This is a genomic window from Erwinia sp. 2186 (assembly GCF_057812255.1).
Window position 1 is genome coordinate 4,869,932 of sequence record NZ_CM173824.1, and the last position, 22,231, is coordinate 4,892,162.

The 22,231-nt window shown below is 54.0% G+C and carries 20 protein-coding genes; 18 read left to right on the forward strand and 2 right to left on the reverse strand.

Going from position 1 to position 22,231, the window contains the following annotated elements; translation table 11 throughout:
* Positions 1–9 precede the first annotated feature (9 nt).
* On the reverse strand, positions 10–405 hold the full coding sequence (locus tag ACXKZG_RS22665; protein WP_346568258.1) for a YgiW/YdeI family stress tolerance OB fold protein: 396 nt from the start codon (positions 403–405) through the stop codon (positions 10–12).
* Between the two features lie 220 nt (positions 406–625).
* Between ACXKZG_RS22665 and qseB the strand changes: the two genes are divergently transcribed.
* Positions 626–1,288, forward strand: a complete 663-nt coding sequence (qseB, locus tag ACXKZG_RS22670) for a quorum sensing response regulator transcription factor QseB (protein ID WP_013200048.1) — start codon at positions 626–628, stop codon at positions 1,286–1,288.
* A complete protein-coding gene (gene qseC, locus ACXKZG_RS22675) occupies positions 1,285–2,631 on the forward strand; it encodes a quorum sensing histidine kinase QseC (RefSeq protein WP_013200047.1) in 1,347 nt (448 codons plus the stop codon). Before qseB ends, qseC begins: the two co-directional genes overlap by 4 nt.
* A 59-nt stretch (positions 2,632–2,690) precedes the next feature.
* On the opposite strand, the gene kup is transcribed toward qseC, so the two are convergent.
* Positions 2,691–4,559 (reverse strand): low affinity potassium transporter Kup, encoded by a 1,869-nt coding sequence (gene kup, locus ACXKZG_RS22680; protein WP_013200046.1) that lies wholly within the window; start codon positions 4,557–4,559, stop codon positions 2,691–2,693.
* Positions 4,560–4,816: 257 nt separating this feature from the next.
* On the opposite strand from kup, the gene ravA reads away from it, so the two are divergent.
* The 16 genes from ravA to ACXKZG_RS22760 all read left to right on the forward strand — a co-directional run bounded on the left by ravA (position 4,817) and on the right by ACXKZG_RS22760 (position 22,142).
* Positions 4,817–6,313, forward strand: coding sequence for an ATPase RavA (gene ravA / locus ACXKZG_RS22685; protein ID WP_488875493.1), 1,497 nt, complete (start codon positions 4,817–4,819; stop codon positions 6,311–6,313).
* Positions 6,310–7,770, forward strand: a complete 1,461-nt coding sequence (gene viaA, locus ACXKZG_RS22690; protein WP_134823122.1) for an ATPase RavA stimulator ViaA — start codon at positions 6,310–6,312, stop codon at positions 7,768–7,770. The genes ravA and viaA overlap by 4 nt, the downstream gene beginning before the upstream one ends.
* 83 nt (positions 7,771–7,853) lie before the next feature.
* Positions 7,854–9,998 carry a 5-histidylcysteine sulfoxide synthase gene (gene ovoA, locus ACXKZG_RS22695; RefSeq protein WP_488875494.1) on the forward strand — a complete coding sequence of 715 codons (2,145 nt, stop codon included), beginning with the start codon at positions 7,854–7,856 and terminating at the stop codon, positions 9,996–9,998.
* A gap of 119 nt (positions 9,999–10,117) precedes the next feature.
* Positions 10,118–10,579: a transcriptional regulator AsnC gene (gene asnC, locus ACXKZG_RS22700; protein ID WP_013200042.1), complete on the forward strand. Its 462-nt coding sequence runs from the start codon at positions 10,118–10,120 to the stop codon at positions 10,577–10,579.
* 212 nt (positions 10,580–10,791) lie between these two features.
* Positions 10,792–11,235, forward strand: coding sequence for an FMN-binding protein MioC (mioC, locus tag ACXKZG_RS22705; RefSeq protein ID WP_488875495.1), 444 nt, complete (start codon positions 10,792–10,794; stop codon positions 11,233–11,235).
* A 461-nt stretch (positions 11,236–11,696) separates the two neighbouring features.
* Positions 11,697–13,586, forward strand: coding sequence for a tRNA uridine-5-carboxymethylaminomethyl(34) synthesis enzyme MnmG (mnmG, locus tag ACXKZG_RS22710; RefSeq protein WP_053141046.1), 1,890 nt, complete (start codon positions 11,697–11,699; stop codon positions 13,584–13,586).
* Positions 13,587–13,694: 108 nt separating this feature from the next.
* Entirely contained in the window at positions 13,695–14,315 is a 621-nt protein-coding gene (gene rsmG, locus ACXKZG_RS22715) for a 16S rRNA (guanine(527)-N(7))-methyltransferase RsmG (protein WP_013204594.1), read from the forward strand.
* An 842-nt stretch (positions 14,316–15,157) separates the two neighbouring features.
* Complete coding sequence (atpI, locus tag ACXKZG_RS22720; RefSeq protein ID WP_013204593.1) at positions 15,158–15,538, forward strand: F0F1 ATP synthase subunit I; 381 nt, start codon at positions 15,158–15,160, stop codon at positions 15,536–15,538.
* 8 nt (positions 15,539–15,546) lie between these two features.
* Positions 15,547–16,362 (forward strand): F0F1 ATP synthase subunit A, encoded by an 816-nt coding sequence (gene atpB, locus ACXKZG_RS22725; RefSeq protein WP_013204592.1) that lies wholly within the window; start codon positions 15,547–15,549, stop codon positions 16,360–16,362.
* Between the two features lie 50 nt (positions 16,363–16,412).
* Positions 16,413–16,652, forward strand: coding sequence for a F0F1 ATP synthase subunit C (gene atpE / locus ACXKZG_RS22730; protein ID WP_003849523.1), 240 nt, complete (start codon positions 16,413–16,415; stop codon positions 16,650–16,652).
* Between the two features lie 103 nt (positions 16,653–16,755).
* The gene (gene atpF / locus ACXKZG_RS22735; RefSeq protein WP_013204591.1) at positions 16,756–17,226 is read left to right on the forward strand and encodes a F0F1 ATP synthase subunit B; all 471 of its coding nucleotides are present in this window, start codon (positions 16,756–16,758) and stop codon (positions 17,224–17,226) included.
* Positions 17,227–17,240: 14 nt separating this feature from the next.
* Positions 17,241–17,774: a F0F1 ATP synthase subunit delta gene (gene atpH, locus ACXKZG_RS22740; protein WP_013204590.1), complete on the forward strand. Its 534-nt coding sequence runs from the start codon at positions 17,241–17,243 to the stop codon at positions 17,772–17,774.
* 14 nt (positions 17,775–17,788) lie between these two features.
* The gene (gene atpA, locus ACXKZG_RS22745; protein WP_013204589.1) at positions 17,789–19,330 is read left to right on the forward strand and encodes a F0F1 ATP synthase subunit alpha; all 1,542 of its coding nucleotides are present in this window, start codon (positions 17,789–17,791) and stop codon (positions 19,328–19,330) included.
* A gap of 54 nt (positions 19,331–19,384) precedes the next feature.
* Entirely contained in the window at positions 19,385–20,254 is an 870-nt protein-coding gene (gene atpG, locus ACXKZG_RS22750; protein ID WP_105760544.1) for a F0F1 ATP synthase subunit gamma, read from the forward strand.
* A gap of 61 nt (positions 20,255–20,315) precedes the next feature.
* Positions 20,316–21,698 (forward strand): F0F1 ATP synthase subunit beta, encoded by a 1,383-nt coding sequence (gene atpD / locus ACXKZG_RS22755; RefSeq protein WP_013204587.1) that lies wholly within the window; start codon positions 20,316–20,318, stop codon positions 21,696–21,698.
* Positions 21,699–21,722: 24 nt separating this feature from the next.
* The gene (locus ACXKZG_RS22760; RefSeq protein ID WP_013204586.1) at positions 21,723–22,142 is read left to right on the forward strand and encodes a F0F1 ATP synthase subunit epsilon; all 420 of its coding nucleotides are present in this window, start codon (positions 21,723–21,725) and stop codon (positions 22,140–22,142) included.
* Positions 22,143–22,231 lie beyond the last annotated feature (89 nt).

Below are 22,231 nucleotides of genomic sequence, written 5' to 3' on the forward strand. Positions count from 1 at the left end.
GACGTATTATCACTGAACTTTGCGGATCTGTTTTACGTCCAGTTCAACCGAGTTGAAGTCTTTATCAATCTTGCCCTGAAGCTCGACGTTATCTTTCGGCGAAATGGTCTGGCCTTCCCAGCGCTTATGATCAATCTCAACCTTCATCGTGCCGGTGGCATCGCGGAACTGATAATCCTCATCACCAATACGCTTTTCAATATTGCCGCGCATGGTTACCCAGGCATCATCCTTCATATCCTGCGCCTGTTTAACGGTGGCTACCGTGCCGTTTGGTCCGGAAAAGCCGCCTTTCTGCACCTGGGCAGTGGGGGCATTTGGGTCAACAAACCCACCGGTCTGAGCAGCAAGAACAGGCATTGAAACCAGCGCGGTAATGGCTAATAAAGCAGCGGTCTTTTTCATATTGTCACCTTTATTCCTTGGAGGTTCGGCAGTAATAAATAGTGCCTCGTTTGTCTCTTCGGGAGCTATTAAAGCAAAGGGTTCTTAACAGGTTCTTAAGAACCTCGCGGCACGCTTAATATTTATCAAAATTAGCGAAAAAACGCGAATTCCGGCGATCTGCGCTGTACAACCGGTCTGCCTGTTACGTATAAAGCGGGTAATCACAGAGGAATTTATCATGCGCATCTTAGTCATTGAGGACGATCGGTTAATTGGCGACGGGATTAAAGCCGGGCTGATAAAAATGGGATTCAGCGTCGACTGGTTCACCGAAGGTAAAGAGGGACTGGCGGCACTCAGCGCGGCGCCTTATGACGCGGTGGTGCTGGATTTAAGCCTGCCGGGCATGGACGGGCTGGATATTTTGCGCCAGTGGCGTCAGCAGGGACAGGATGAACCGGTGCTGATCCTCACCGCGCGGGATGCGCTGGAACAGCGGGTAACCGGCCTACAGCAAGGGGCCGATGACTATCTCTGCAAACCTTTCGCCCTGAGCGAAGTCGCGGCCCGGTTACAGGCGTTGATTCGCCGCCGCCATGGCCAGCTTCACCCGCTGCTCAGCCATGGTGCAGTGGTGATGGAGAGCGGCTCGCACCGCGTGACGCTGAACGGCGAACCGCTGGAGCTAAAATCCCGCGAGCTGGCGCTGCTCGAACTGTTTCTGATGAATACCGGCAGAGTGCTGACCCGAGCGCAGTTAGAAGAAAAGCTCTACAGCTGGGATGAAGACGTCTCCAGCAACGCCGTTGAAGTGCATATCCACCATCTGCGAAAAAAACTGGGCAGCCAGTTTATCCGCACCATTCACGGCGTCGGTTATACGCTGGGAGAACCGGTGTGAATCGCCTGAGCCTGCGCCTGCGTCTGATGCTGGGCTTTCTGCTCCTGACGCTGATTTGCTGGGGAACGGCCAGCCTCGGCTCATGGTGGCAGACGCGGCATAAAATCAATGAGCTGTTTGATACCCAGCAGATGCTGTTTGCCAAAAGGCTGGCAACGATGAACCCGGAACAGCTCAGCCACGAACCGCTGACGCTGCCTAAAACCAAAAAGCTGCTCAAGCATCATCGCGGCGATCAGGAAGACGATGCGCTGGCCTTTGCGGTGTTCACCCGCGACGGAAAAATGGTGATGAACGACGGTGAAAACGGCAAAGACTTCCGCTTTCACTACCCGCGCAACGGCTTCACCGACGGCAAGCTGAAAGGTGACGATGATTTGTGGCGCATGGTCTGGCTGAGCACACCGGATCAGCAGTATGTGGTGGTGGTCGGTCAGGAATGGGAATATCGCGATGATATGACCCGCGATATCGTGCAGACCAACCTCTGGCCGTGGCTGTTTGCGTTGCCGGTGATGTTGATCCTGCTGCTATGGCTGATCACCCATGAGCTCGCACCGCTGAAACGTATCGCCAGCCAGCTGCGGCATCGCTCTGCGGACGATCAGACGCCGTTAAGGGAAGATCGGGTTCCACAAGAAGTCCGGCCGCTGGTGGACGAACTGAATTCGCTGTTTGCCCGGATCGCACAGATGCTGACCCGCGAGCGACGCTTTACCTCAGATGCCGCGCATGAGCTGCGCACGCCGCTGGCGGCGCTGAAGGTGCAAACCGAAGTGGCGCAGCTGGCCCATGACGATGAAGCGATGCGTCACCATGCACTGGCCAATCTGGATGCGGGGATCGACAGAGCCACACGGATGGTCGATCAGTTGCTGACGCTCTCACGACTGGACAGCGAGAAGGATCTGGAGACGCAGCCGGTCAATCTGCAACAGCTGCTGCAACAGGCCGTTGTCGATCATTATGGCAACGCGCAGGCCGCCGGTATCGAGCTTAGCCTTGAGGCGCCCGGGGTTCCGGTCATCAAAAATGGACAGCCGCTGCTGCTGGCGCTGATGGTGCGTAATCTGCTGGATAACGCCATTCGTTACAGCCCGTCCGGCGGAAGCGTGCAGCTGATCCTGTCGCCACGCCGTATTGAGGTTCTGGATAACGGACCCGGTGTTACGGGAGAGGCTGTGACGCGGGTTGGCGAGCGGTTTTACCGGCCTCCGGGACAGGAAAAGTCCGGCAGCGGGCTGGGACTGTCCATCGTCAGCAATATTGCCCAACTGCATGGGATGCGGGCCAGCTTTGCTAACCGTGATGCGGGCGGTTTTGCGGCGTCCGTCAGCTGGTAGCCCGCGTCAGCGAGCACAAAAAAAGGGGCCCAAAGGCCCCTTTTCTCTACCGGTCGGGATTAAATCTCGACCTGTGTCCCTAACTCAATCACCCGGTTAGGCGGGATCTCGAACTGGTCTGGCGCACGCAGGGCGTTCTTCTGCAGCATCAGGAACAGCTTGCCGCGCAGGCGCAGATACCACGGTCGTTTACCGATAATCAGCGACTCATGCGACATAAAGAACGAGGTCTCCATCATCCGGCAGCTAAGCCCTTCCAGCCCACAGCGGTGGAAAATCTCTTCCACGTTCGGCGTTTCACGCCAGCCGTAACTGGCCACCACGCGCCAGAAGGTTGGCGAAAGCTGTTCGATGGTCACGCGCCGGACGTTATGCACATAAGGCGCATCTTCCGTTCGCAGCGTCAGCAGCACCACGCGCTCATGTAACACTTTGTTATGCTTAAGGTTATGCAGCATGGCGAACGGGATCACGTTCAACGCACGGGACATATACACCGCGGTGCCCGGTACGCGCACCGGCGGCGATTTCTCCAGCGAGGCAATCATCGCTTCCAGTGAGTTGCCGTGTTCATGCATACGACGCAGCAGGCGGAAACGCTCGCTTTTCCAGGTGGTCATGATGATAAACATCACCAGTGCCAGGCACAGCGGCAACCAGCCACCGGAGAACACTTTCACCAGGTTGGCAGAGAACAACGACACATCAATGCACAGCATGCCGACCAGCACCGTCAGCACCAGATAACGGTTCCAGTGCCAGTTTTTAATCGCCACCGTGGTACAGAGGATCGCGGTCAACACCATGGTGCCGGTGACGGCAATACCGTAGGCCGCGGCCAGGTTACTGGAGTGCTGGAAGCCAACAATCACAATCACCACGGCGAAATAGAGCAGCCAGTTGATGACCGGGATATAAATCTGACCGGATTCCTCTTCCGAAGTGTGCACAATGCGCATCGGCGGCAGATAGCCCAGACGAACGGCCTGCCGGGTCAGCGAGAAGACGCCAGAAATCACCGCCTGCGAGGCAATAACCGTGGCCAGCGTCGCCAGGATCAGCATCGGGATCAGCGCCCAGTCAGGCGCCAGCAGGAAGAAGGGGTTTTTTATCGCTTCAGGGTTCTTCAGCAGCAGCGCGCCCTGGCCGAAATAGTTCAGCACCAGCGACGGCAGTACCACAATGAACCACGCCAGACGGATAGGGAATTTACCGAAGTGGCCCATATCGGCATACAACGCTTCTACCCCGGTGATCGCCAGCACCACCGCGCCCAGCGCAAAGAACGACACCTCTTTATATTCCATAAAGAAATGCATCGCCCAGTAAGGGTTCATCGCATGTAGCACGTCCGGATTCGCAGCGATACTCATGCCGCCGAGCACCGCCAGCACAATGAACCACAGCAACATCACCGGGGCGAACAGTTTGCCGACAATGCCGGTACCGTGCTTCTGGATAGCAAACAGCAGCGTCAGCACGGCAATCGCCATCGGTACAATATAGCGGTCGAGGTTCGGCGCGATGATCTCCAGACCTTCAATCGCCGAAAGCACTGAAACGGCCGGCGTGATCACCACTTCACCATAGAAGAAGCTGCCGCCAATCAGTCCCATGATCACCAGTACCGCCGTGGCTCTGGCCCCGGTATTGCGGCCGGCCAGCGACATCAGGGTCAGTATTCCCCCTTCTCCGGCGTTATCTGCGCGCATCACGTAGCTGATGTACTTGAGCGACACCACCAGCACTAACAGCCAGAAAATCAGGGAAAGAAAACCAAATACCGCGTCACGTTCCACGCCAAAGCCAAACTGGCCGGAAAGGCATTCACGGAGGGTATATAAAGGGCTGGTACCGATATCACCATAGACAACGCCAATGGCGGCTAAGGTCACTGCGCCAAGGGACTGCTTTTTTTCAGAACTCATAAACTAGTCTTTTGTTGGAGCCGAGTGACGCGGGATTGCGCACAGCTCATCAAGCCATCAAAACGCGCACAGTATGCATGAATCATGATGAATGCCTATCCTTATTACGTTAAGAGAAATGACTTCACTGCCCTGCGTCACTCTTTGACAAGAAAAAAGCTGACTCGTATCAACTCTTTCAAGCATCATAGCCAGTAGTGTTTGCGCTCGCCAGTCACCCTGCTGGCCTGACCGTAGAAAAGGATGAATGTTTGAACATGCCCCAGCCCCATTTACTTGCGGAAAGAATCGCCCGCCTCAGCAATGCGTTAGAAAAAGGACTTTATGAGCGGCATCACGCGATTCGCCTCTGCCTGTTGGCTGCGCTGAGCGGCGAAAGCGTCTTTTTGCTGGGCCCACCGGGCATTGCCAAGAGTCTGATTGCCCGCCGACTCAAGTACGCTTTTCAACATTCCCGCGCCTTTGAATACCTGATGACCCGTTTTTCCACCCCGGAAGAAGTGTTTGGCCCTCTCTCTATTCAGGCACTAAAAGACGAAGGCCGCTACCAGCGACTGACCAAAGGTTATCTGCCGGATGCCGAAATTGTCTTTCTCGATGAGATCTGGAAGGCGGGCCCGGCGATCCTCAATACCCTGCTGACCGCCATTAATGAACGTCGCTTTCGTAACGGTGACAGCGAAGAAAAAATCCCCATGCGCCTGCTGGTTACCGCGTCGAATGAGCTGCCCGAGGCCGACAGCGGGCTGGAAGCGCTGTATGACCGCATGTTAATCCGCCTGTGGCTGGATAACGTGCATGAGAAGCAAAACTTCCGCAGCATGCTTACCCACCAGCAGGATGAAACCATCAACCCGGTGGCGGACTCTCTGTGCATCACCGATGAAGAGTATAGCGAATGGCAGAAAGGCATTACTCAGGTCGCGCTGACTGACGATGTCTTTGAACTGATCTTCCTGCTGCGTCAGCAGATGGAAAACCAGCCCGAAGCGCCGTATATCTCCGATCGCCGCTGGAAAAAAGCCATCCACCTGCTGCAAGCCTGCGCGTTTTACAGCGGACGCAACAGCATTGCGCCGGTCGATCTTATCCTGCTGAAGGATTGCCTGTGGCACGACGTGGCGTCGATGAAGCTGCTGGATCGCGAAATCGACAGCCTGATCACCCAGCACGCCTGGCAGCAGCAGCCGATGCTGATTAAGCTGCAGCAAATTGAGTCGCGCCGGCTGGCCTTGCAGCAGGAAAAAAGCGTCGAACAGGCGATCCGTCTGGAAAAACATGGCGGGATGTTCAGCCGCAAACCGCATTACGAACTGCCCGCCACGCTGGCCGATGACTCACTGACGCTGATGCTGCAAAAGCCGCTGATGCTGCACGACATGCAGGTGACGCACGTGGTGATTGCGCGTGAACCGCTGCATCACTGGCTGCAAAAAAGCGGCGATATTCGCGGCAAGCTTAACGGCATTGGCTTTGCCCAGACGTTGGACCTGCATGTGGACGGTACTGACTGCCTGACGCTGCGCGATGTCAGCCTGCAATCCACCCGGCTGATGCTGCCGGGCAAACAGCAGGCCAGCGGGCTGCCGGAAGAGATTGTGCAGGCACTGGATGAGGTGGAAACCCAGCTGCGCAACCAGCGCACGCTGTTCAGCCAGCATCAGCGCTGCCTGTTTATCAGCGATGACTGGCTGGCAAAAATTGAAGAGAGTCTGCAACAGGTGGCCGATCAGCTGAAGCAGGCGCGTCGGTGATCTCGCTTGATACACTGAGCGCCCTTCTGACCATCAGCGAGGGCGACCTGCTCGAAGAGTTAGTGATCGCCCTGCTCGCCAGTCCCCAGCTGGCGCTTTTTTTTGAAAAATTCCCCGGCATGAAGAAAGCGCTGTTGCGCGATCTGCCGCGCTGGAAAACCGAAGTGCTGGAACAGCTGAAGACCACCTCCGTACCGGACGATCTCGCCGCCGAATTTGCGCTGTTCCAGCAGTTTCAGGGCCTGGGTCATACGCCGTTCTGCCAGAAGCTGCCTGAACTGCTGGCTTACCTCAGTGAACATCATTCTCCCTTTAGTGAAAAAGCCCACCAGCTGGTCGCCAATGCCGATCCCAGCGCGCTCAGTCAGGCCCAGCAAACCCTGTTTCTCCAGCGCTGGCGGTTAAGCCTGACGCTGCAAACCCTGACCCTGAATCAGCAGCTGCTGGACCAGGAGCGAGAAAAACTGCTGGCCGAGCTTCAGCAACGTTTAGCCATGAGTGGTCAACTGGCAAAGGTGTTATCGGACAACGATGAAGCTGCGGCGGGACGTCTGTGGGATTTGACCAAAAGCCCGCTGCAACGGGGCGATTACCAGCTGATCGTTGAGTACGGCGACTTTCTGGCCCAGCAACCGGCCTTGCTGAAGCTGGCTGAACAACTGGGCCGCAGCAAAGAAGCCAAGGCGGTGCCGACCGAAGACGCGCCGCTGGAGGAGTTTCATCATCTGGTGCGCGAGCCGGAAAGCGTACCGGAAGAGGTCAGCGGGCTACATCAAAGCGACGACATTCTGCGCCTGCTACCACCCGAACTGGTCACGCTGGGCATCAGCGAGCTGGAAATTGAGTTCTACCGTCGGCTGGTGGAGAAAAGGCTGTTGACCTACCGTCTGCAGGGCGATGCCTGGCACGACAAGGTGATGCTCAGGCCGGTCAGTCATCATCATCACGACCAGCAGCCACGCGGCCCCTTTATCGTCTGTGTGGATACCTCCGGTTCAATGGGCGGCTTCAACGAGCGCTGCGCCAAAGCGTTCTGCCTCGCCCTGCTGAAGGTGGCGCTGGCGGATAACCGTCGTTGCTACATTATGCTGTTCGCCCATGAAGTGGTGGCCTACGAACTGACCGCGGGCGATGGCATCTCCCAGGCGATCCGCTTTCTCAGCCAGCGTTTTCGTGGCGGCACCGATCTGGCCGCCTGCCTGGACTCGGTGCTGCTTAAACTGGCCACGCCGGCATGGAACGATGCCGATGCGGTGATCATCTCCGATTTTATTGCCCAGCGCCTGCCAGAAGAGCTGGTCAAACGCATCAAACAGCACCAGCTGAAACAGCAGCAGCGCTTTCATGCCGTTGCGCTGTCCGATCATGGAAAACCCGGCATCATGCGGATTTTCGACCACATCTGGCACTTCGATACCGGCCTGAAAAGCCGTCTGCTGCGCCGCTGGCAACGCTAGTTCTCCCTCAGACACAATCTGGAAATGCTTATTTGCTATAGTCATGTGTACGCTTTAGCCAACAGGCAGATTGGGAGCATTACGTGACAGCACAACAACAAGAGTTCGCACCAGGATTACCCGCACCGACCCGTACGTTGTTATTGAGCAGCGGCAGCGAGGCGCAAAAACGTCAGGAAATTCTGACGTACTTCAATCAGACCTGGTCTCTGTATGAGAGCCTGTTCGATTGCCTCGCCGATGAAAAGGCCTGGTTCACCAAAGCGATTTCCCTGCGCCATCCGCTGATTTTCTATTACGGCCACACCGCCACTTTCTACATCAATAAAATGATGGCGGGTGGGCTGGTAGATAACCGCGTGGATGACAACATCGAAGCGATGATGGCGATCGGCGTCGATGAGATGAGCTGGGACGATCTGGACACCCACAACTACCCGTGGCCGACCGTCGCCGAACTGCGCGACTATCGCGGCAAAGTCCGCTCGCTTATCGAAAACTTTATTAAAGAGATGCCGCTGACCTTACCGATCAACTGGGACAGTCCGGCGTGGGTGATCCTGATGGGCATTGAGCACGAGCGCATCCATCTGGAAACCTCCAGCGTGCTGATCCGCCAGTTACCCATTGAGTGGGTAAAGCCGCAGGCGCACTGGCCAGCCTGCCCTTCAGCCCGTCACGATCGAAGCAAAGTGCCGGCGAACGCGCTGGTCGACGTTGACGGCGCTCGGGTCACCCAGGGCAAAAGCGATGATACCTACGGCTGGGATAACGAGTACGGCACGCTGACCACCGACGTGAAGCCGTTTAAAGCCAGCAAGATGCTGACCAGCAACGCCGAATTCTTCGAATTTGTCGCCGCCGGCGGTTATCAGGACGCGCGCTGGTGGGATGAAGAAGGTCTTGGCTGGCGCGACTTTGCCAAAGCCACTCAGCCCACGTTCTGGGTCGGTTCTGTCGCCGAGCCTGATGCACTGAAACTGCGTCTGATGACCGAAGAAGTGCCGATGCCATGGGACTGGCCAGCCGAAGTGAACCAGCTGGAAGCCGCCGCGTTCTGCCGCTGGAAAGCCGATGAAACCGGCAAATCGGTACAGCTGCCTGCCGAAGCCGAATGGCTGCTGTTGCGTGAGCAGGTGACAGGCGATCAGACCGACTGGCGCGAGGCACCGGGCAATATCAATCTGGCCTGGTGGGCGTCTTCCTGTCCGGTCGATCGTTTTGCTCAGGGCGAGTTTTACGATCTGATCGGTAACGTCTGGCAGTGGACCACCACGCCAACCAACGGTCTGGAAGGATTTAAGGTTCATCCTTTATATGACGACTTCTCGACGCCGACCTTTGATGGCAAACATGCGCTGATCAAAGGCGGTAGCTGGATCTCCACCGGTAACGAAGCGCTGAAATCTGCCCGCTACGCCTTCCGCCGTCACTTCTTCCAGCACGCCGGTTTCCGCTATGTGGTCTCCAACCATCAGGAAAAACAGATGCTGAACCCGTATGAAACCGACAGCATGGTTTCGCAGTATCTCGACTTCCAGTACGGGCCGGATTACTTCGGCACGCCGAATTACGGCAAAGCGCTGGTGGACATTGCCTGCCGGATGACGGAAAAACGCGGTCGCGCACTGGATATCGGTTGTGCCACCGGCCGCGCCAGCTTTGAGCTGGCCCGTCATTTCAGCGACGTAGTGGGAATGGATTACTCCGCGCGCTTTATCGATGTGGCCATCCAGCTGACCAGTGGCGAAGAGTTCCGTTATGTCACCCAGGAAGAAGGCGACCTGGTGGAATACCGTCAGGTGCGGCTGAAAGATTTCGATCTCGGCGCGGAACAGGCGCAACGCATTCAGTTTGTGCAGGGCGATGCCTGTAACCTCAAGCCGCAGCCCGAACGGTATGACCTGGTGCTGGCTTCCAACCTGATCGACCGCCTGCGTCAGCCTAAGCGCTTCCTGCAGGACATTACGACGATGATCGCGCCGGGCGGTGTCCTGATGCTCTCCTCGCCGTACACCTGGCTGGAAGACTTTACGCCGAAGGAGAACTGGCTGGGCGGCATCCGTGAGAACGGTGAAGCACTGACCACCTATCAGGCGTTACAACGGCTGCTGGCCAACGATTTCGAAGAGATCGCCGCGCCGCAGGATGTGCCTTTCGTGATACGTGAAACGGCGCGCAAGTATCAGCACACCGTTGCGCAGCTGACCGTGTGGCGTAAGCGTTAAACCCCTCCAGCGGGCACGCCCTGTGCCCGCTGTTTATTCCACAATAATATTGCCTGTCTGCTCCCTTTCCTGCACATTATCCCGCTATACGTTGAATATTCCTTAACTCAGGAGCCATCATGGCGGATAACCTGCAAATTGACAGTCTCGATCGTGGCATCCTTAATGCGTTAATGGAAAATGCCCGTACCGCCTATGCTGAACTGGCAAAAGTGTTCAACGTCAGCCCGGGCACTATTCACGTTCGCGTGGAGAAAATGAAGCAGGCGGGGATCATTAAAGGCACGCGGCTGGAGATTGATCCCAAGCATCTTGGCTATGACGTCTGCTGCTTTATCGGCATCATTTTGAAGAGTGCCCGTGACTATCCGGCTGCGGTGGCAAAACTTGATGCGCTGGATGAAGTGGTGGAAGCCTGGTACACCACCGGCCACTACAGCATCTTTATTAAGGTGATGTGCCGCTCGATCGATGCCCTGCAACTGGTGTTGATCAACAAGATCCAGACCATCGATGAAATCCAGTCAACCGAGACGCTGATCTCCCTGCAGAACCCGATTATGCGCACCATCAAGCCCTGATCTGTGCACAATATTATCCACACACCGATCGGGATCGTTTAAGGACCGATCGCCAGCATTTTCTCTTTTTCATCAGCTATCGTCGGGCTGCTGATCACCCGCGTCTTTTTCGGTTCATCCCTCCCAGCCAATTACCCTTACTTATCCACAGGTAGATCCCCGCTTGATCACAGCGTACAATAGCCGCCTTTGAGGTACAGGGATCTTTATAAATGGCTGACATTACGTTAATCACGGGTAGCACCTTAGGCAGCGCGGAATATGTGGCCGAACTTCTGGCTGAGAAGCTGGAAGAAGCGGGCTTTTCAACCGAGTTACTTCACGGTCCTGAACTGGAAGAACTGAGCATTGAAGGCACCTGGCTGGTGGTTTGCTCCACGCACGGTGCAGGCGATCTTCCTGACAATCTGCAACCCCTGTTTGATGAACTGGCAGAGAAAAAGCCCGATCTTTCCCAACTGCGTTACGGCGCCGTCGGTATTGGCAACCGCGAGTACGATCTGTTCTGCGGTGCAATAGAGAAGATCGACGTGCTGTTAACGTCCTGTGGCGCTCAACGGATCGGCGATCGACTGGATATCGATGTGCTGGAACATGAGATCCCTGAGGATCCGGCTGAGGTTTGGGTAGAAAGTTGGAAAAACTTACTCAAATGAGGATCGCTGGTAGCAGGATCGCCCTGATTTTGGCTGCCGGATCGAAAAAAAACGGCCAGGTTTTGTAAATAATGTCCTTTTTTGTTCATTTAAGTGGCGATCGTTTGTGTATAACTATGCTTAAAACCCGGTAATAACCGGTTGTTATCCCAAGAACAACTTGAGTACTTGCCGGAGCCTGTGGATAAGGTGGCATTTAGATCCCAGCTTATACGCCGTAGGATCACCGATCTTTCACAGCTAACGATCCTTAATAAGATGATGATCGTTATCAGGAAAAAAGGCTTATCCACAGAGATCGTCGATCCTAATAGAAGATCTAACAAAGAGATCTCTAGATAAAAAAGATCTTCTTTTTAATACACACCGGGTAGTGCGCTTTCCCCATCGCCCAAAGTTGCGTAGAATCCACGCCCTGATAACCAATCTCCCTAAATCGCACAATCGCGAGGTGCAGTTCCATGTTTTATCCAGATCCTTTTGACGTCATCGTAATCGGTGGTGGTCATGCGGGTACCGAAGCCGCAATGGCGGCTGCCCGAATGGGTCAGCAAACCCTGCTATTAACCCATAACATTGATACGCTTGGACAAATGTCCTGTAATCCGGCGATCGGTGGGATTGGAAAAGGACATCTGGTTAAAGAAGTGGACGCACTTGGCGGGCTGATGGCACATGCCATCGATCGGGCTGGCATACAGTTTAGGATACTAAACGCGAGCAAAGGTCCTGCGGTTCGGGCTACCCGTGCTCAGGCTGACCGCGTGCTTTACCGACAGGCAGTGCGTACTGCGTTAGAGAATCAGCCTAACCTGATGATCTTCCAACAGGCCGTAGACGATCTTATCGTTGAGAACGATCGTGTTGTCGGTGCAGTCACCCAGATGGGACTGAAGTTCCGTGCTAAGTCGGTCGTTCTGACGGTCGGAACCTTCCTCGACGGTAAAATTCACATCGGTCTGGATAACTACAGCGGCGGTCGTGCAGGCGATCCTCCTTCGATTCCGCTGGCACGTCGTCTGCGTGAACTGCCGTTGCGTGTCAGCCGTCTGAAAACCGGAACGCCACCGCGTATCGATGCCAGAACCATTGATTTCAGCGTGCTGGATCCGCAGCATGGCGATACGCCAATGCCGGTTTTCTCGTTCATGGGCAATGTGTCACAGCATCCACAACAGGTGCCTTGCTACATCACCTACACCAACGAGAATACCCACGATGTGATCCGCAATAACCTCGATCGTAGCCCGATGTACTCCGGCGTGATTGAAGGAATTGGTCCACGCTACTGTCCGTCGATTGAAGACAAGGTGATGCGCTTTGCCGATCGTAACGCGCACCAGATCTTCCTGGAACCGGAAGGCCTGACCAGCAATGAAATTTACCCAAATGGCATCTCTACCAGCCTGCCGTTTGACGTTCAGATCCAGATCGTCCGGTCGATGAAGGGACTGGAAAACGCGAAGATCGTTCGACCTGGCTATGCCATCGAGTACGATTTCTTCGATCCTCGCGATCTGAAACCGACGCTGGAAAGCAAACATATCCAGGGTCTGTTCTTTGCCGGACAGATCAACGGCACCACCGGTTACGAAGAAGCGGCGGCTCAGGGACTGCTGGCTGGTCTGAACGCGGGTCGCCTGTCTGCTGACAAAGAGACCTGGGCACCCCGCCGCGATCAGGCTTACCTTGGCGTACTGGTCGACGATCTCTGCACGCTGGGTACCAAAGAGCCGTACCGCATGTTTACCTCACGTGCTGAATATCGCCTGATGCTGCGTGAAGACAATGCCGATCTGCGTCTGACCGAAGCCGGTCGTGAACTGGGTCTGGTTGACGATGCCCGCTGGGCTCGCTTCAACGAGAAACTGGAAAGCATCGAAAAAGAACGCCAGCGTCTGCGCGATATTTGGGTACACCCGAAATCAGACAGCGTGGAAGAAGTGAACGGCGTGCTGAGTGCTGCGCTGACCAAGGAAGCCAGCGGTGAAGATCTGCTTCGCCGTCCGGAAATGACCTATCAGCAGCTGATGACCCTGAGCACCTTTGCCCCGGCACTGGCCGATCCTCAGGCGGCTGAGCAGGTTGAGATTCAGGTGAAGTACGAAGGTTACATTGCGCGCCAGCAGGAAGAGATTAATCGCCAGCAGCGCAATGAGAATACCTTGCTGCCGGCAGAACTGGATTATCGTCAGGTGAGCGGCCTCTCCAATGAGGTGATTGCCAAGCTGAACGATCACAAACCGGGATCGATTGGCCAGGCATCGCGTATTTCTGGGATCACCCCGGCGGCGATCTCCATTCTGTTGATCTACCTGAAAAAGCAGGGCTTGCTGCGTAAAAGCGCCTGACTTTCACTGACAGTCACAACGTAAGAGGGGCGGGAGTTTTCTCGCCCCTCTTGTATTTGTCAGGCGGGACGAATAAATTCCCCCCAAAATCCCTCACAGGACCTCATTGTGATTAATAAACTCACTTCGCTGCTTAAAGCGGCTACTATTTCTCTGTCCGATCAGCAAAAAAACCAGCTGGTGGGCTATGTTGAAATGCTGCACAAGTGGAATAAAGCCTACAATCTGACGTCAGTGCGTGACCCTGAGCAGATGCTGATCCGCCATATCATGGACAGCATTGTGGTTGAGCCGCACCTGCAGGGCAGCCGCTTTATTGATGTCGGCACCGGCCCAGGCCTGCCAGGCGTACCCTTAGCGATTGTCCGGCCTGACGCGCATTTCACCCTGCTGGACAGCTTAGGTAAGCGCATACGCTTCCTGAAGCAGGTTCAGCATGAGCTGAAGCTGGTGAACATAGAGCCAGTGCAGAGTAGGGTAGAGGACTTTCCTGCGGAGCCGCCGTTTGATGGCGTGATTAGCCGGGCCTTTGCTTCACTGAACGATATGCTCAACTGGTGCCACCATTTGCCAGGCGAAAAAGGCCAGTTTTATGCCCTGAAAGGCGTCGTTCCTGACGATGAACTGGCGACATTACCGGCGGGATTTGCTGTTGATCGGGTAGTGAAATTAGCGGTTCCGCAGCTGGAAGGTGAGCGTCATCTGATTGTGGTTAACGTGACGAAATAAGCAGCAGGCGCTGCTTTTTTATTCCGCACTAGCGGCGATATTTCGGCGTTTTTTACCCGGATTATCCGCCTGAAGCGGAATAGCCTTATTGTCTGTAAGTGCTTTATGTTACTGGATTTTAGTTAAGTGCAGTGACTATCCTGCCAGGTGACGACACCTGGCGTGCCAGACCGGCTAAGGTGTTGTCTGAAAATGCATCAGTTGAACGATCGCATTCACACTTTTTTCCGCTGCCAGGTTGTTTCGACAAGGTTAAAAGCACAGGCTGAAATTATCCGACACGATTGGCAACATTTAACCTTATTTTCACATTCCATTATCATTAACATCACCTTTTGCCACCATTATCGTCTGGTCAGTCGTCACGCAGGAAAATATATCCCCTTTATAAATCGACGTAAGTAATGGCTTATGGGGCGAGAATTAGTTGCTACGAATGTCAATAAGGGCTTTTAATCGACAATAATTGCCATATTTAAATTATTATTAGGTAACTTATTGAATTGTATTGGGTTTTTTAATTTAAATTTCATTCTAATGAGACTAATCCTGCACAGAACTTAAGCATTAAGTTACCGAAGTGTGATCACACGCACGCTTTATGAGCAAGGTTTGTCGGCTATTGCAGTAAATTTCACTTGGTTTGCTGTTCTTTACAATTTTGAAAAACAGGCCTGTGGAAAGAAATTTAAATAATTGTTCACCTTTTCGCTACTTATCCATTGAAATCGCAGGGGCGCACCGTATAATTTGCTCGTTTTTTGCTGCTTGACTCAAAAGAGCAAAGGCAGTTTTATACGACACGCGACATACCCCGGATGGGGCAGGAGAGTTTCAGCGTCATGTCAGTGTCCCTTTACAGAGTAAAATTTGCCCGAACCGTGCTGATGCTTCAGCTGGTGACTTTCGTCGTAATCGGCGCGCTGTTTGCCCTGAAAGATCTGGCGTGGGGCTTGTCCGCCCTCGCGGGTGGACTGGCAGCCTGGCTGCCAAACATTGTGTTTATGATTTTTGCCTGGCGTCATCAGGCAGGAGACCCAGTGAAAGGGCGCATCGCCTGGACTTTTTTACTGGGTGAGGTGCTGAAGGTCCTGGCCACCATTCTCCTGCTGGTGTTGGCGCTGGCAGTATTTGGGGCGGCGTTTACACCGCTCGGACTGGCCTGGTTATCGGTGCTGATTGTGCAAATCGTCGCACCGGCTGTAATTAACAACAAAGGGTAAGAGGCATCATGGCTGCAGGAGAAATCTCTACGCCGCAGGAATACATAGGTCATCACCTGAAGAATCTTCAGCTTGATCTGCGTACCTTCGAGCTAGTGAATCCACACGACGCACCGTCGTTCTGGGTACTAAATATCGACTCCATGTTTTTCTCTGTGGTGCTCGGACTGGTGTTTCTGGTGCTGTTTCGTTCAGTTGCGAAATCAGCCACCAGCGGCGTACCGGGTAAAATGCAGGCCGCGATCGAGTTGGTAATTGGTTTTGTCGACGACAACGTCCGCGACATGTATCACGGTAAAAGCAAATTAATCGCACCGCTGGCCCTGACGATTTTCGTCTGGGTGTTCCTGATGAACTTCATGGACCTGCTGCCTATAGACTTCCTGCCGTATATCGGTGAGCACGTCTTAGGTTTGCCAGCGTTGCGTGTGGTGCCTTCTGCAGACGTGAACATCACGCTGTCTATGGCACTTGGCGTATTTGTTTTGATTCTGTTCTACAGCATCAAGATGAAAGGCATTGGCGGCTTTACGAAAGAGCTGACACTGCAACCCTTCAATCACCCGATTTTCATTCCGATCAACCTGATTCTGGAAGGTGTGAGCCTGCTGTCCAAACCGGTATCTCTGGGTCTGCGACTGTTCGGAAACATGTATGCGGGTGAATTGATTTTTATCCTGATTGCCGGTCTGTTGCCGTGGTGGTCACAGTGGATCCTGAATGTGCCTTGGGCCATTTTCCACATCCTGATCATTTCGTTGCAGGCTTTCATTTTCATGGTCTTAACGATTGTCTATCTGTCGATGGCATCTGAAGAACATTGATTTTTTACTTAACACTACTGCGTTTTAACTGAAACAAACTGGAGACTGTCATGGAAAACCTGAATATGGATCTGCTGTACATGGCTGCCGCTGTGATGATGGGCTTAGCGGCAATCGGTGCTGCAATCGGTATCGGCATCCTCGGAGGCAAATTCCTGGAAGGCGCTGCGCGTCAACCGGATCTTATCCCTCTGCTGCGTACGCAGTTCTTTGTTGTAATGGGTCTGGTGGATGCAATCCCAATGATCGCTGTTGGTCTGGGTCTGTACGTGATGTTTGCTGTCGCGTAATAACCGATAGTTCATCGCCGGGTGTTATGTCTGGTGATGAACGGATTCTTCCGGTTGGCTTGCCAGCCGGAGAAAAAGTTAACTTAACAAGAGGCATTGTGCTGTGAACATTAACGCAACAATCCTCGGCCAGGCTATCGCGTTCATCCTGTTTGTCCTGTTCTGCATGAAGTACGTATGGCCGCCTTTAATGGCCGCTATCGAAAAGCGCCAGAAAGAAGTTGCCGAAGGCCTTGCTTCCGCTGAACGTGCCAAAAAAGATTTGGATCTCGCGCAGGCTAATGCGACCGATCAGCTGAAGAAAGCGAAAGAAGAAGCTCAGGTAATCATCGAACAAGCTAACAAGCGCCGTTCGCAGATCCTGGACGAAGTCAAAGCTGAGGCTGAGCAGGAACGTAACAAGATCGTCACCCAGGCGCAGGCTGAAATTGATGCTGAGCGTAAACGTGCACGTGAAGAGTTGCGGAAGCAAGTCGCGATGCTGGCAATTGCCGGCGCCGAGAAAATCATTGAACGTTCCGTGGATGAAGCTGCTAACAGCGACATCGTTGATAAACTGGTCGCTGAACTGTAAGGAGGAAGGGGCTGATGTCTGAATTTACTACTGTAGCTCGCCCCTACGCCAAAGCAGCTTTTGACTTTGCTGTTGAGCATCAAAGTGTCGATCGCTGGCAGCAGATGCTGGCGTTCGCTACCGAGGTAGCCAGCAATGAACAGGTAGCAGAACTTCTTTCCGGCGCTGTTGCGCCGGAAGCGTTGTCTGCACAGTTCATCGCTATCTGTGGTGATCAACTGGATGAAGCCGGTCAGAACCTTGTTAAGGTCATGGCTGAAAACAAACGTTTACCAGCGCTTCCCGATGTACTGGCTCAGTTTATCCAACTACGTGCCGCACATGATGCGACCGCGGACGTTGAGGTAATCTCATCCACTACACTGAGTGACGAACAGCTGACCAAAATCAGCGCCGCTATGGAAAAACGTCTGTCACGCAAAGTTAAGCTGAATTGCAAAATCGATAAATCTGTATTGGCAGGCGTAATCATCCGAGCGGGTGATATGGTCATTGACGGCAGCGTACGCGGCCGTCTCGAGCGTCTTACAGACGTCTTGCAGTCTTAAGGGGACTGGAGCATATGCAACTGAATTCCACCGAAATCAGCGAACTGATCAAGCAGCGCATTGCTCAGTTCAATGTAGTGAGCGAAGCTCACAATGAAGGCACTATTGTATCCGTCAGTGACGGCATCATCCGCGTAAACGGCCTGGCCGATGTTATGCAGGGTGAGATGATCGCACTGCCGGGCAACCGTTACGCAATCGCACTGAACCTGGAGCGCGACTCCGTTGGTGCAGTCGTGATGGGCCCATACGCTGACCTTGCCGAAGGCATGAAAGTTAAGTGTACTGGCCGTATTCTTGAAGTACCGGTTGGTCGTGGCCTGTTAGGCCGCGTGGTGAACACCCTGGGTGCACCAATCGACGGTAAAGGCGCAATCGACAACGATGGCTTCTCGCCAATCGAAGTGATTGCACCAGGCGTTATCGATCGTCAGTCCGTTGACCAGCCTGTGCAGACTGGCTACAAGTCAGTCGATGCGATGATCCCAATCGGCCGTGGCCAGCGTGAGCTGATCATCGGTGACCGTCAGACCGGTAAAACCGCGATGGCGATCGATGCGATCATCAACCAGCGTGATTCCGGCATCAAGTGTGTGTACGTCGCTATCGGTCAGAAAGCGTCGACTATCGCTAACGTGGTTCGCAAACTGGAAGAACACAACGCACTGGCTAACACCATCGTTGTTGTGGCTACCGCATCTGAGTCTGCTGCTCTGCAGTACCTGGCTCCGTATGCAGGTTGCGCCATGGGCGAATACTTCCGTGACCGCGGTGAAGATGCACTGATCGTGTACGATGACCTGTCTAAACAGGCTGTTGCTTACCGTCAGGTTTCCCTGCTGCTGCGCCGTCCGCCAGGTCGTGAAGCTTTCCCTGGTGACGTGTTCTATCTCCACTCCCGTCTGCTGGAGCGTGCTTCTCGCGTTAACGCTGAGTACGTTGAAGCGTTTACCAAAGGCGAAGTGAAGGGTAAAACCGGTTCACTGACTGCACTGCCAATCATCGAAACTCAGGCTGGCGACGTTTCTGCGTTCGTTCCGACCAACGTAATCTCGATTACTGATGGTCAGATCTTCCTGGAAACTAACCTGTTTAACTCCGGTATTCGTCCGGCAGTTAACCCGGGTATTTCGGTATCCCGTGTGGGTGGTGCTGCTCAGACCAAGATCATCAAGAAACTGTCCGGTGGTATTCGTACCGCGCTGGCACAGTATCGTGAACTGGCAGCGTTCTCTCAGTTCGCTTCCGATCTGGACGAAGCGACCCGTAAGCAGCTGAGCCACGGTCAGAAAGTGACCGAGCTCCTGAAACAGAAACAGTATGCGCCGATGTCCGTAGCGCAGCAGGGTCTGGTGCTGTTTGCGGCCGAGCGTGGCTTCCTGAATGACGTCGAACTGGCGAAAATCGGTAGCTTCGAAGCGGCGCTGCTGGCTTTTGCGGATCGCGATCACGCTGAGCTGATGGCTGAAATCAACCAGTCTGGTAACTATAACGGCGAAATCGAAGAGAAGCTGAAAGGCCTCCTCGAAACGTTTAAGAAAACCCAGTCCTGGTAATGTCTGGCGGCTTGTCTCTTAGGGGGCAAGCCGCAAGGCTTTGAGGAGAAGCTTATGGCCGGCGCAAAAGAGATACGTAGTAAGATCGGAAGCGTCCAGAACACGCAGAAGATCACCAAAGCGATGGAAATGGTCGCTGCCTCTAAAATGCGTAAATCGCAAGAACGCATGGCGGCCAGCCGTCCTTATGCAGAGACCATGCGCAAAGTGATTGGTCACATTGCGTTAGGGAATCTGGAGTACAAACACCCTTACCTGGACGAGCGTGACGTTAAGCGCGTTGGTTATCTGGTCGTGTCTACCGACCGCGGGCTTTGTGGTGGTTTGAACATTAACCTGTTCAAACGCGTGCTGGCAGATATGAAAAGCTGGTCTGATAAAGGCGTTGAGAGCGATCTCGCGATTATCGGATCGAAAGGCCTTTCATTCTTCAGCTCTGTCGGTGGCAACGTTGTTGCCCAGGTGACCGGCATGGGAGATAAACCTTCCCTGTCCGATCTGATTGGCCCAGTGAAAGTGATGCTGCAAGCCTATGACGAAGGTCGTCTCGACAAGCTGTTTGTCGTCAGCAACAAATTTATCAACACCATGTCCCAGTCTCCACAAATCGTTCAGTTGCTGCCGTTACCGCCAGCAGACGAGAGCGAAGGCGTGGTGAAGAAGAGTACCTGGGATTATCTGTATGAGCCGGATCCGAAAGCGCTGCTGGACACATTACTGCGTCGCTACGTCGAGTCTCAGGTTTACCAGGGTGTTGTAGAGAACCTGGCCAGCGAGCAGGCCGCACGTATGGTGGCGATGAAAGCTGCTACCGACAACGGCGGAAACCTGATCAAAGAGCTGCAGTTGGTATACAACAAAGCTCGTCAGGCCAGCATCACCCAGGAACTTACCGAGATTGTCGGTGGGGCCTCCGCGGTTTAACCAGGTATACCCTGCCAGCTGTTAGCGGCGGGGTATAAACGAATTAGGTAGAGGATTCAAGATGGCTACTGGAAAGATTGTCCAGGTAATCGGCGCCGTAGTGGACGTCGAGTTCCCTCAGGACGCAGTACCACAAGTGTACAGCGCCCTTGAGGTTAAAAATGGTGATGCTCGTCTGGTGCTGGAAGTCCAGCAGCAGCTGGGTGGTGGCGTCGTTCGTACCATCGCCATGGGTTCTTCCGACGGCCTGAAGCGCGGTCTGGAAACGGTTGACCTTGAGCACCCGATTGAAGTGCCAGTGGGCGTTGCCACACTGGGCCGTATCATGAACGTGCTGGGTGAGCCGATCGATATGAAAGGCGACATCGGCGAAGAAGAGCGTTGGGCGATTCACCGCGCGGCACCTTCTTACGAAGATCAGTCAAACTCGCAAGAACTGCTGGAAACCGGTATCAAAGTTATCGACCTGATGTGTCCGTTTGCTAAAGGCGGTAAAGTCGGTCTGTTCGGTGGTGCGGGTGTAGGTAAAACAGTAAACATGATGGAGCTGATCCGTAACATTGCGGCTGAGCACTCAGGTTTCTCTGTATTTGCCGGTGTGGGCGAGCGTACCCGTGAAGGGAACGACTTCTACCACGAAATGACCGACTCAAACGTTATCGATAAAGTATCACTGGTCTATGGCCAGATGAACGAGCCACCAGGAAACCGCCTGCGCGTTGCGCTGACCGGTCTGACCATGGCTGAGAAGTTCCGTGACGAAGGTCGTGACGTACTGCTGTTCATCGATAACATCTACCGTTACACCCTGGCCGGTACTGAAGTATCAGCACTGCTGGGTCGTATGCCTTCTGCGGTAGGTTATCAGCCAACGCTGGCTGAAGAGATGGGTGTCTTGCAGGAGCGTATTACCTCCACCAAGACCGGTTCAATCACCTCCGTACAGGCCGTTTACGTTCCTGCGGATGACTTGACTGACCCATCACCAGCCACCACCTTTGCTCACTTAGATGCAACCGTGGTACTGAGCCGTCAGATCGCTTCTCTGGGTATCTACCCAGCGGTTGACCCACTGGATTCTACCAGCCGTCAGCTGGATCCACTGGTTGTTGGCCAGGAGCACTACGACACTGCACGTGGCGTTCAGTCCCTGCTGCAGCGTTATCAGGAACTGAAAGACATCATCGCCATCCTCGGTATGGACGAACTGTCTGAAGAAGACAAACTGGTGGTAGCACGCTCTCGTAAGATGCAGCGTTTCCTGTCCCAGCCATTCTTCGTGGCAGAAGTCTTCACCGGTTCTCCAGGCAAATATGTGTCTCTGAAAGATACCATCCGTGGCTTTAAAGGCATCATGGAAGGTGAATTCGACCATATGCCAGAGCAGGCTTTCTACATGGTTGGTTCCATCGAAGAAGCTGTAGAAAAGGCGAAGAAACTGTAATAACGGTTTCTGTGGAGGTTAATTATGGCTATGACTTTTCACCTGGACGTTGTCAGCGCAGAACAGCAAATGTTCTCCGGTCTGGTACAAAGCATCCAGGTATCAGGAACGGAAGGTGAGCTGGGTATTCGCCCAAATCACGCTCCTCTCCTGACCGCCATTAAACCTGGTATGGTTCACATCGTTAAACAGCAGGGCGAAGAAGAGTATATTTATCTCTCCGGCGGCGTGTTGGAAGTGCAGCCTGGCGCGGTTACCGTGCTGGCTGACACCGCGATCCGTGGTACCGACCTCGATGAGGCCCGTGCAATGGAAGCAAAACGCAAAGCCGAGGAGCACATGAACAGCTCCCACGGTGATGTGGACTTTGCAACCGCGTCGGCTGAACTGGCTAAAGCGATCGCCAAACTGCGCGTGATCGAGTTGACCAAAAGAGCGATGTAACTCAGGTTTAATCTGCAGAATGCCAGTCAGGAAACTGACTGGCATTTTTTTTGCCGAGAAAAATGTAGTATTTTCACCGTTAAACCGTT

Excerpts from the sequence above, each read along its gene's own strand:
- ACXKZG_RS22665 (WP_346568258.1), bottom strand. The coding sequence starts at position 405 with ATGAAAAAGACCGCTGCTTTATTAGCCATTACCGCGCTGGTTTCAATG.
- qseB (WP_013200048.1), top strand. The coding sequence starts at position 626 with ATGCGCATCTTAGTCATTGAGGACGATCGGTTAATTGGCGACGGGATT.
- kup (WP_013200046.1), bottom strand. The coding sequence starts at position 4,559 with ATGAGTTCTGAAAAAAAGCAGTCCCTTGGCGCAGTGACCTTAGCCGCC.
- ravA (WP_488875493.1), top strand. The coding sequence starts at position 4,817 with ATGCCCCAGCCCCATTTACTTGCGGAAAGAATCGCCCGCCTCAGCAAT.
- asnC (WP_013200042.1), top strand. The coding sequence starts at position 10,118 with ATGGCGGATAACCTGCAAATTGACAGTCTCGATCGTGGCATCCTTAAT.
- mioC (WP_488875495.1), top strand. The coding sequence starts at position 10,792 with ATGGCTGACATTACGTTAATCACGGGTAGCACCTTAGGCAGCGCGGAA.
- mnmG (WP_053141046.1), top strand. The coding sequence starts at position 11,697 with ATGTTTTATCCAGATCCTTTTGACGTCATCGTAATCGGTGGTGGTCAT.
- atpI (WP_013204593.1), top strand. The coding sequence starts at position 15,158 with ATGTCAGTGTCCCTTTACAGAGTAAAATTTGCCCGAACCGTGCTGATG.
- atpB (WP_013204592.1), top strand. The coding sequence starts at position 15,547 with ATGGCTGCAGGAGAAATCTCTACGCCGCAGGAATACATAGGTCATCAC.
- atpE (WP_003849523.1), top strand. The coding sequence starts at position 16,413 with ATGGAAAACCTGAATATGGATCTGCTGTACATGGCTGCCGCTGTGATG.
- atpH (WP_013204590.1), top strand. The coding sequence starts at position 17,241 with ATGTCTGAATTTACTACTGTAGCTCGCCCCTACGCCAAAGCAGCTTTT.
- atpA (WP_013204589.1), top strand. The coding sequence starts at position 17,789 with ATGCAACTGAATTCCACCGAAATCAGCGAACTGATCAAGCAGCGCATT.
- atpG (WP_105760544.1), top strand. The coding sequence starts at position 19,385 with ATGGCCGGCGCAAAAGAGATACGTAGTAAGATCGGAAGCGTCCAGAAC.
- atpD (WP_013204587.1), top strand. The coding sequence starts at position 20,316 with ATGGCTACTGGAAAGATTGTCCAGGTAATCGGCGCCGTAGTGGACGTC.
- ACXKZG_RS22760 (WP_013204586.1), top strand. The coding sequence starts at position 21,723 with ATGGCTATGACTTTTCACCTGGACGTTGTCAGCGCAGAACAGCAAATG.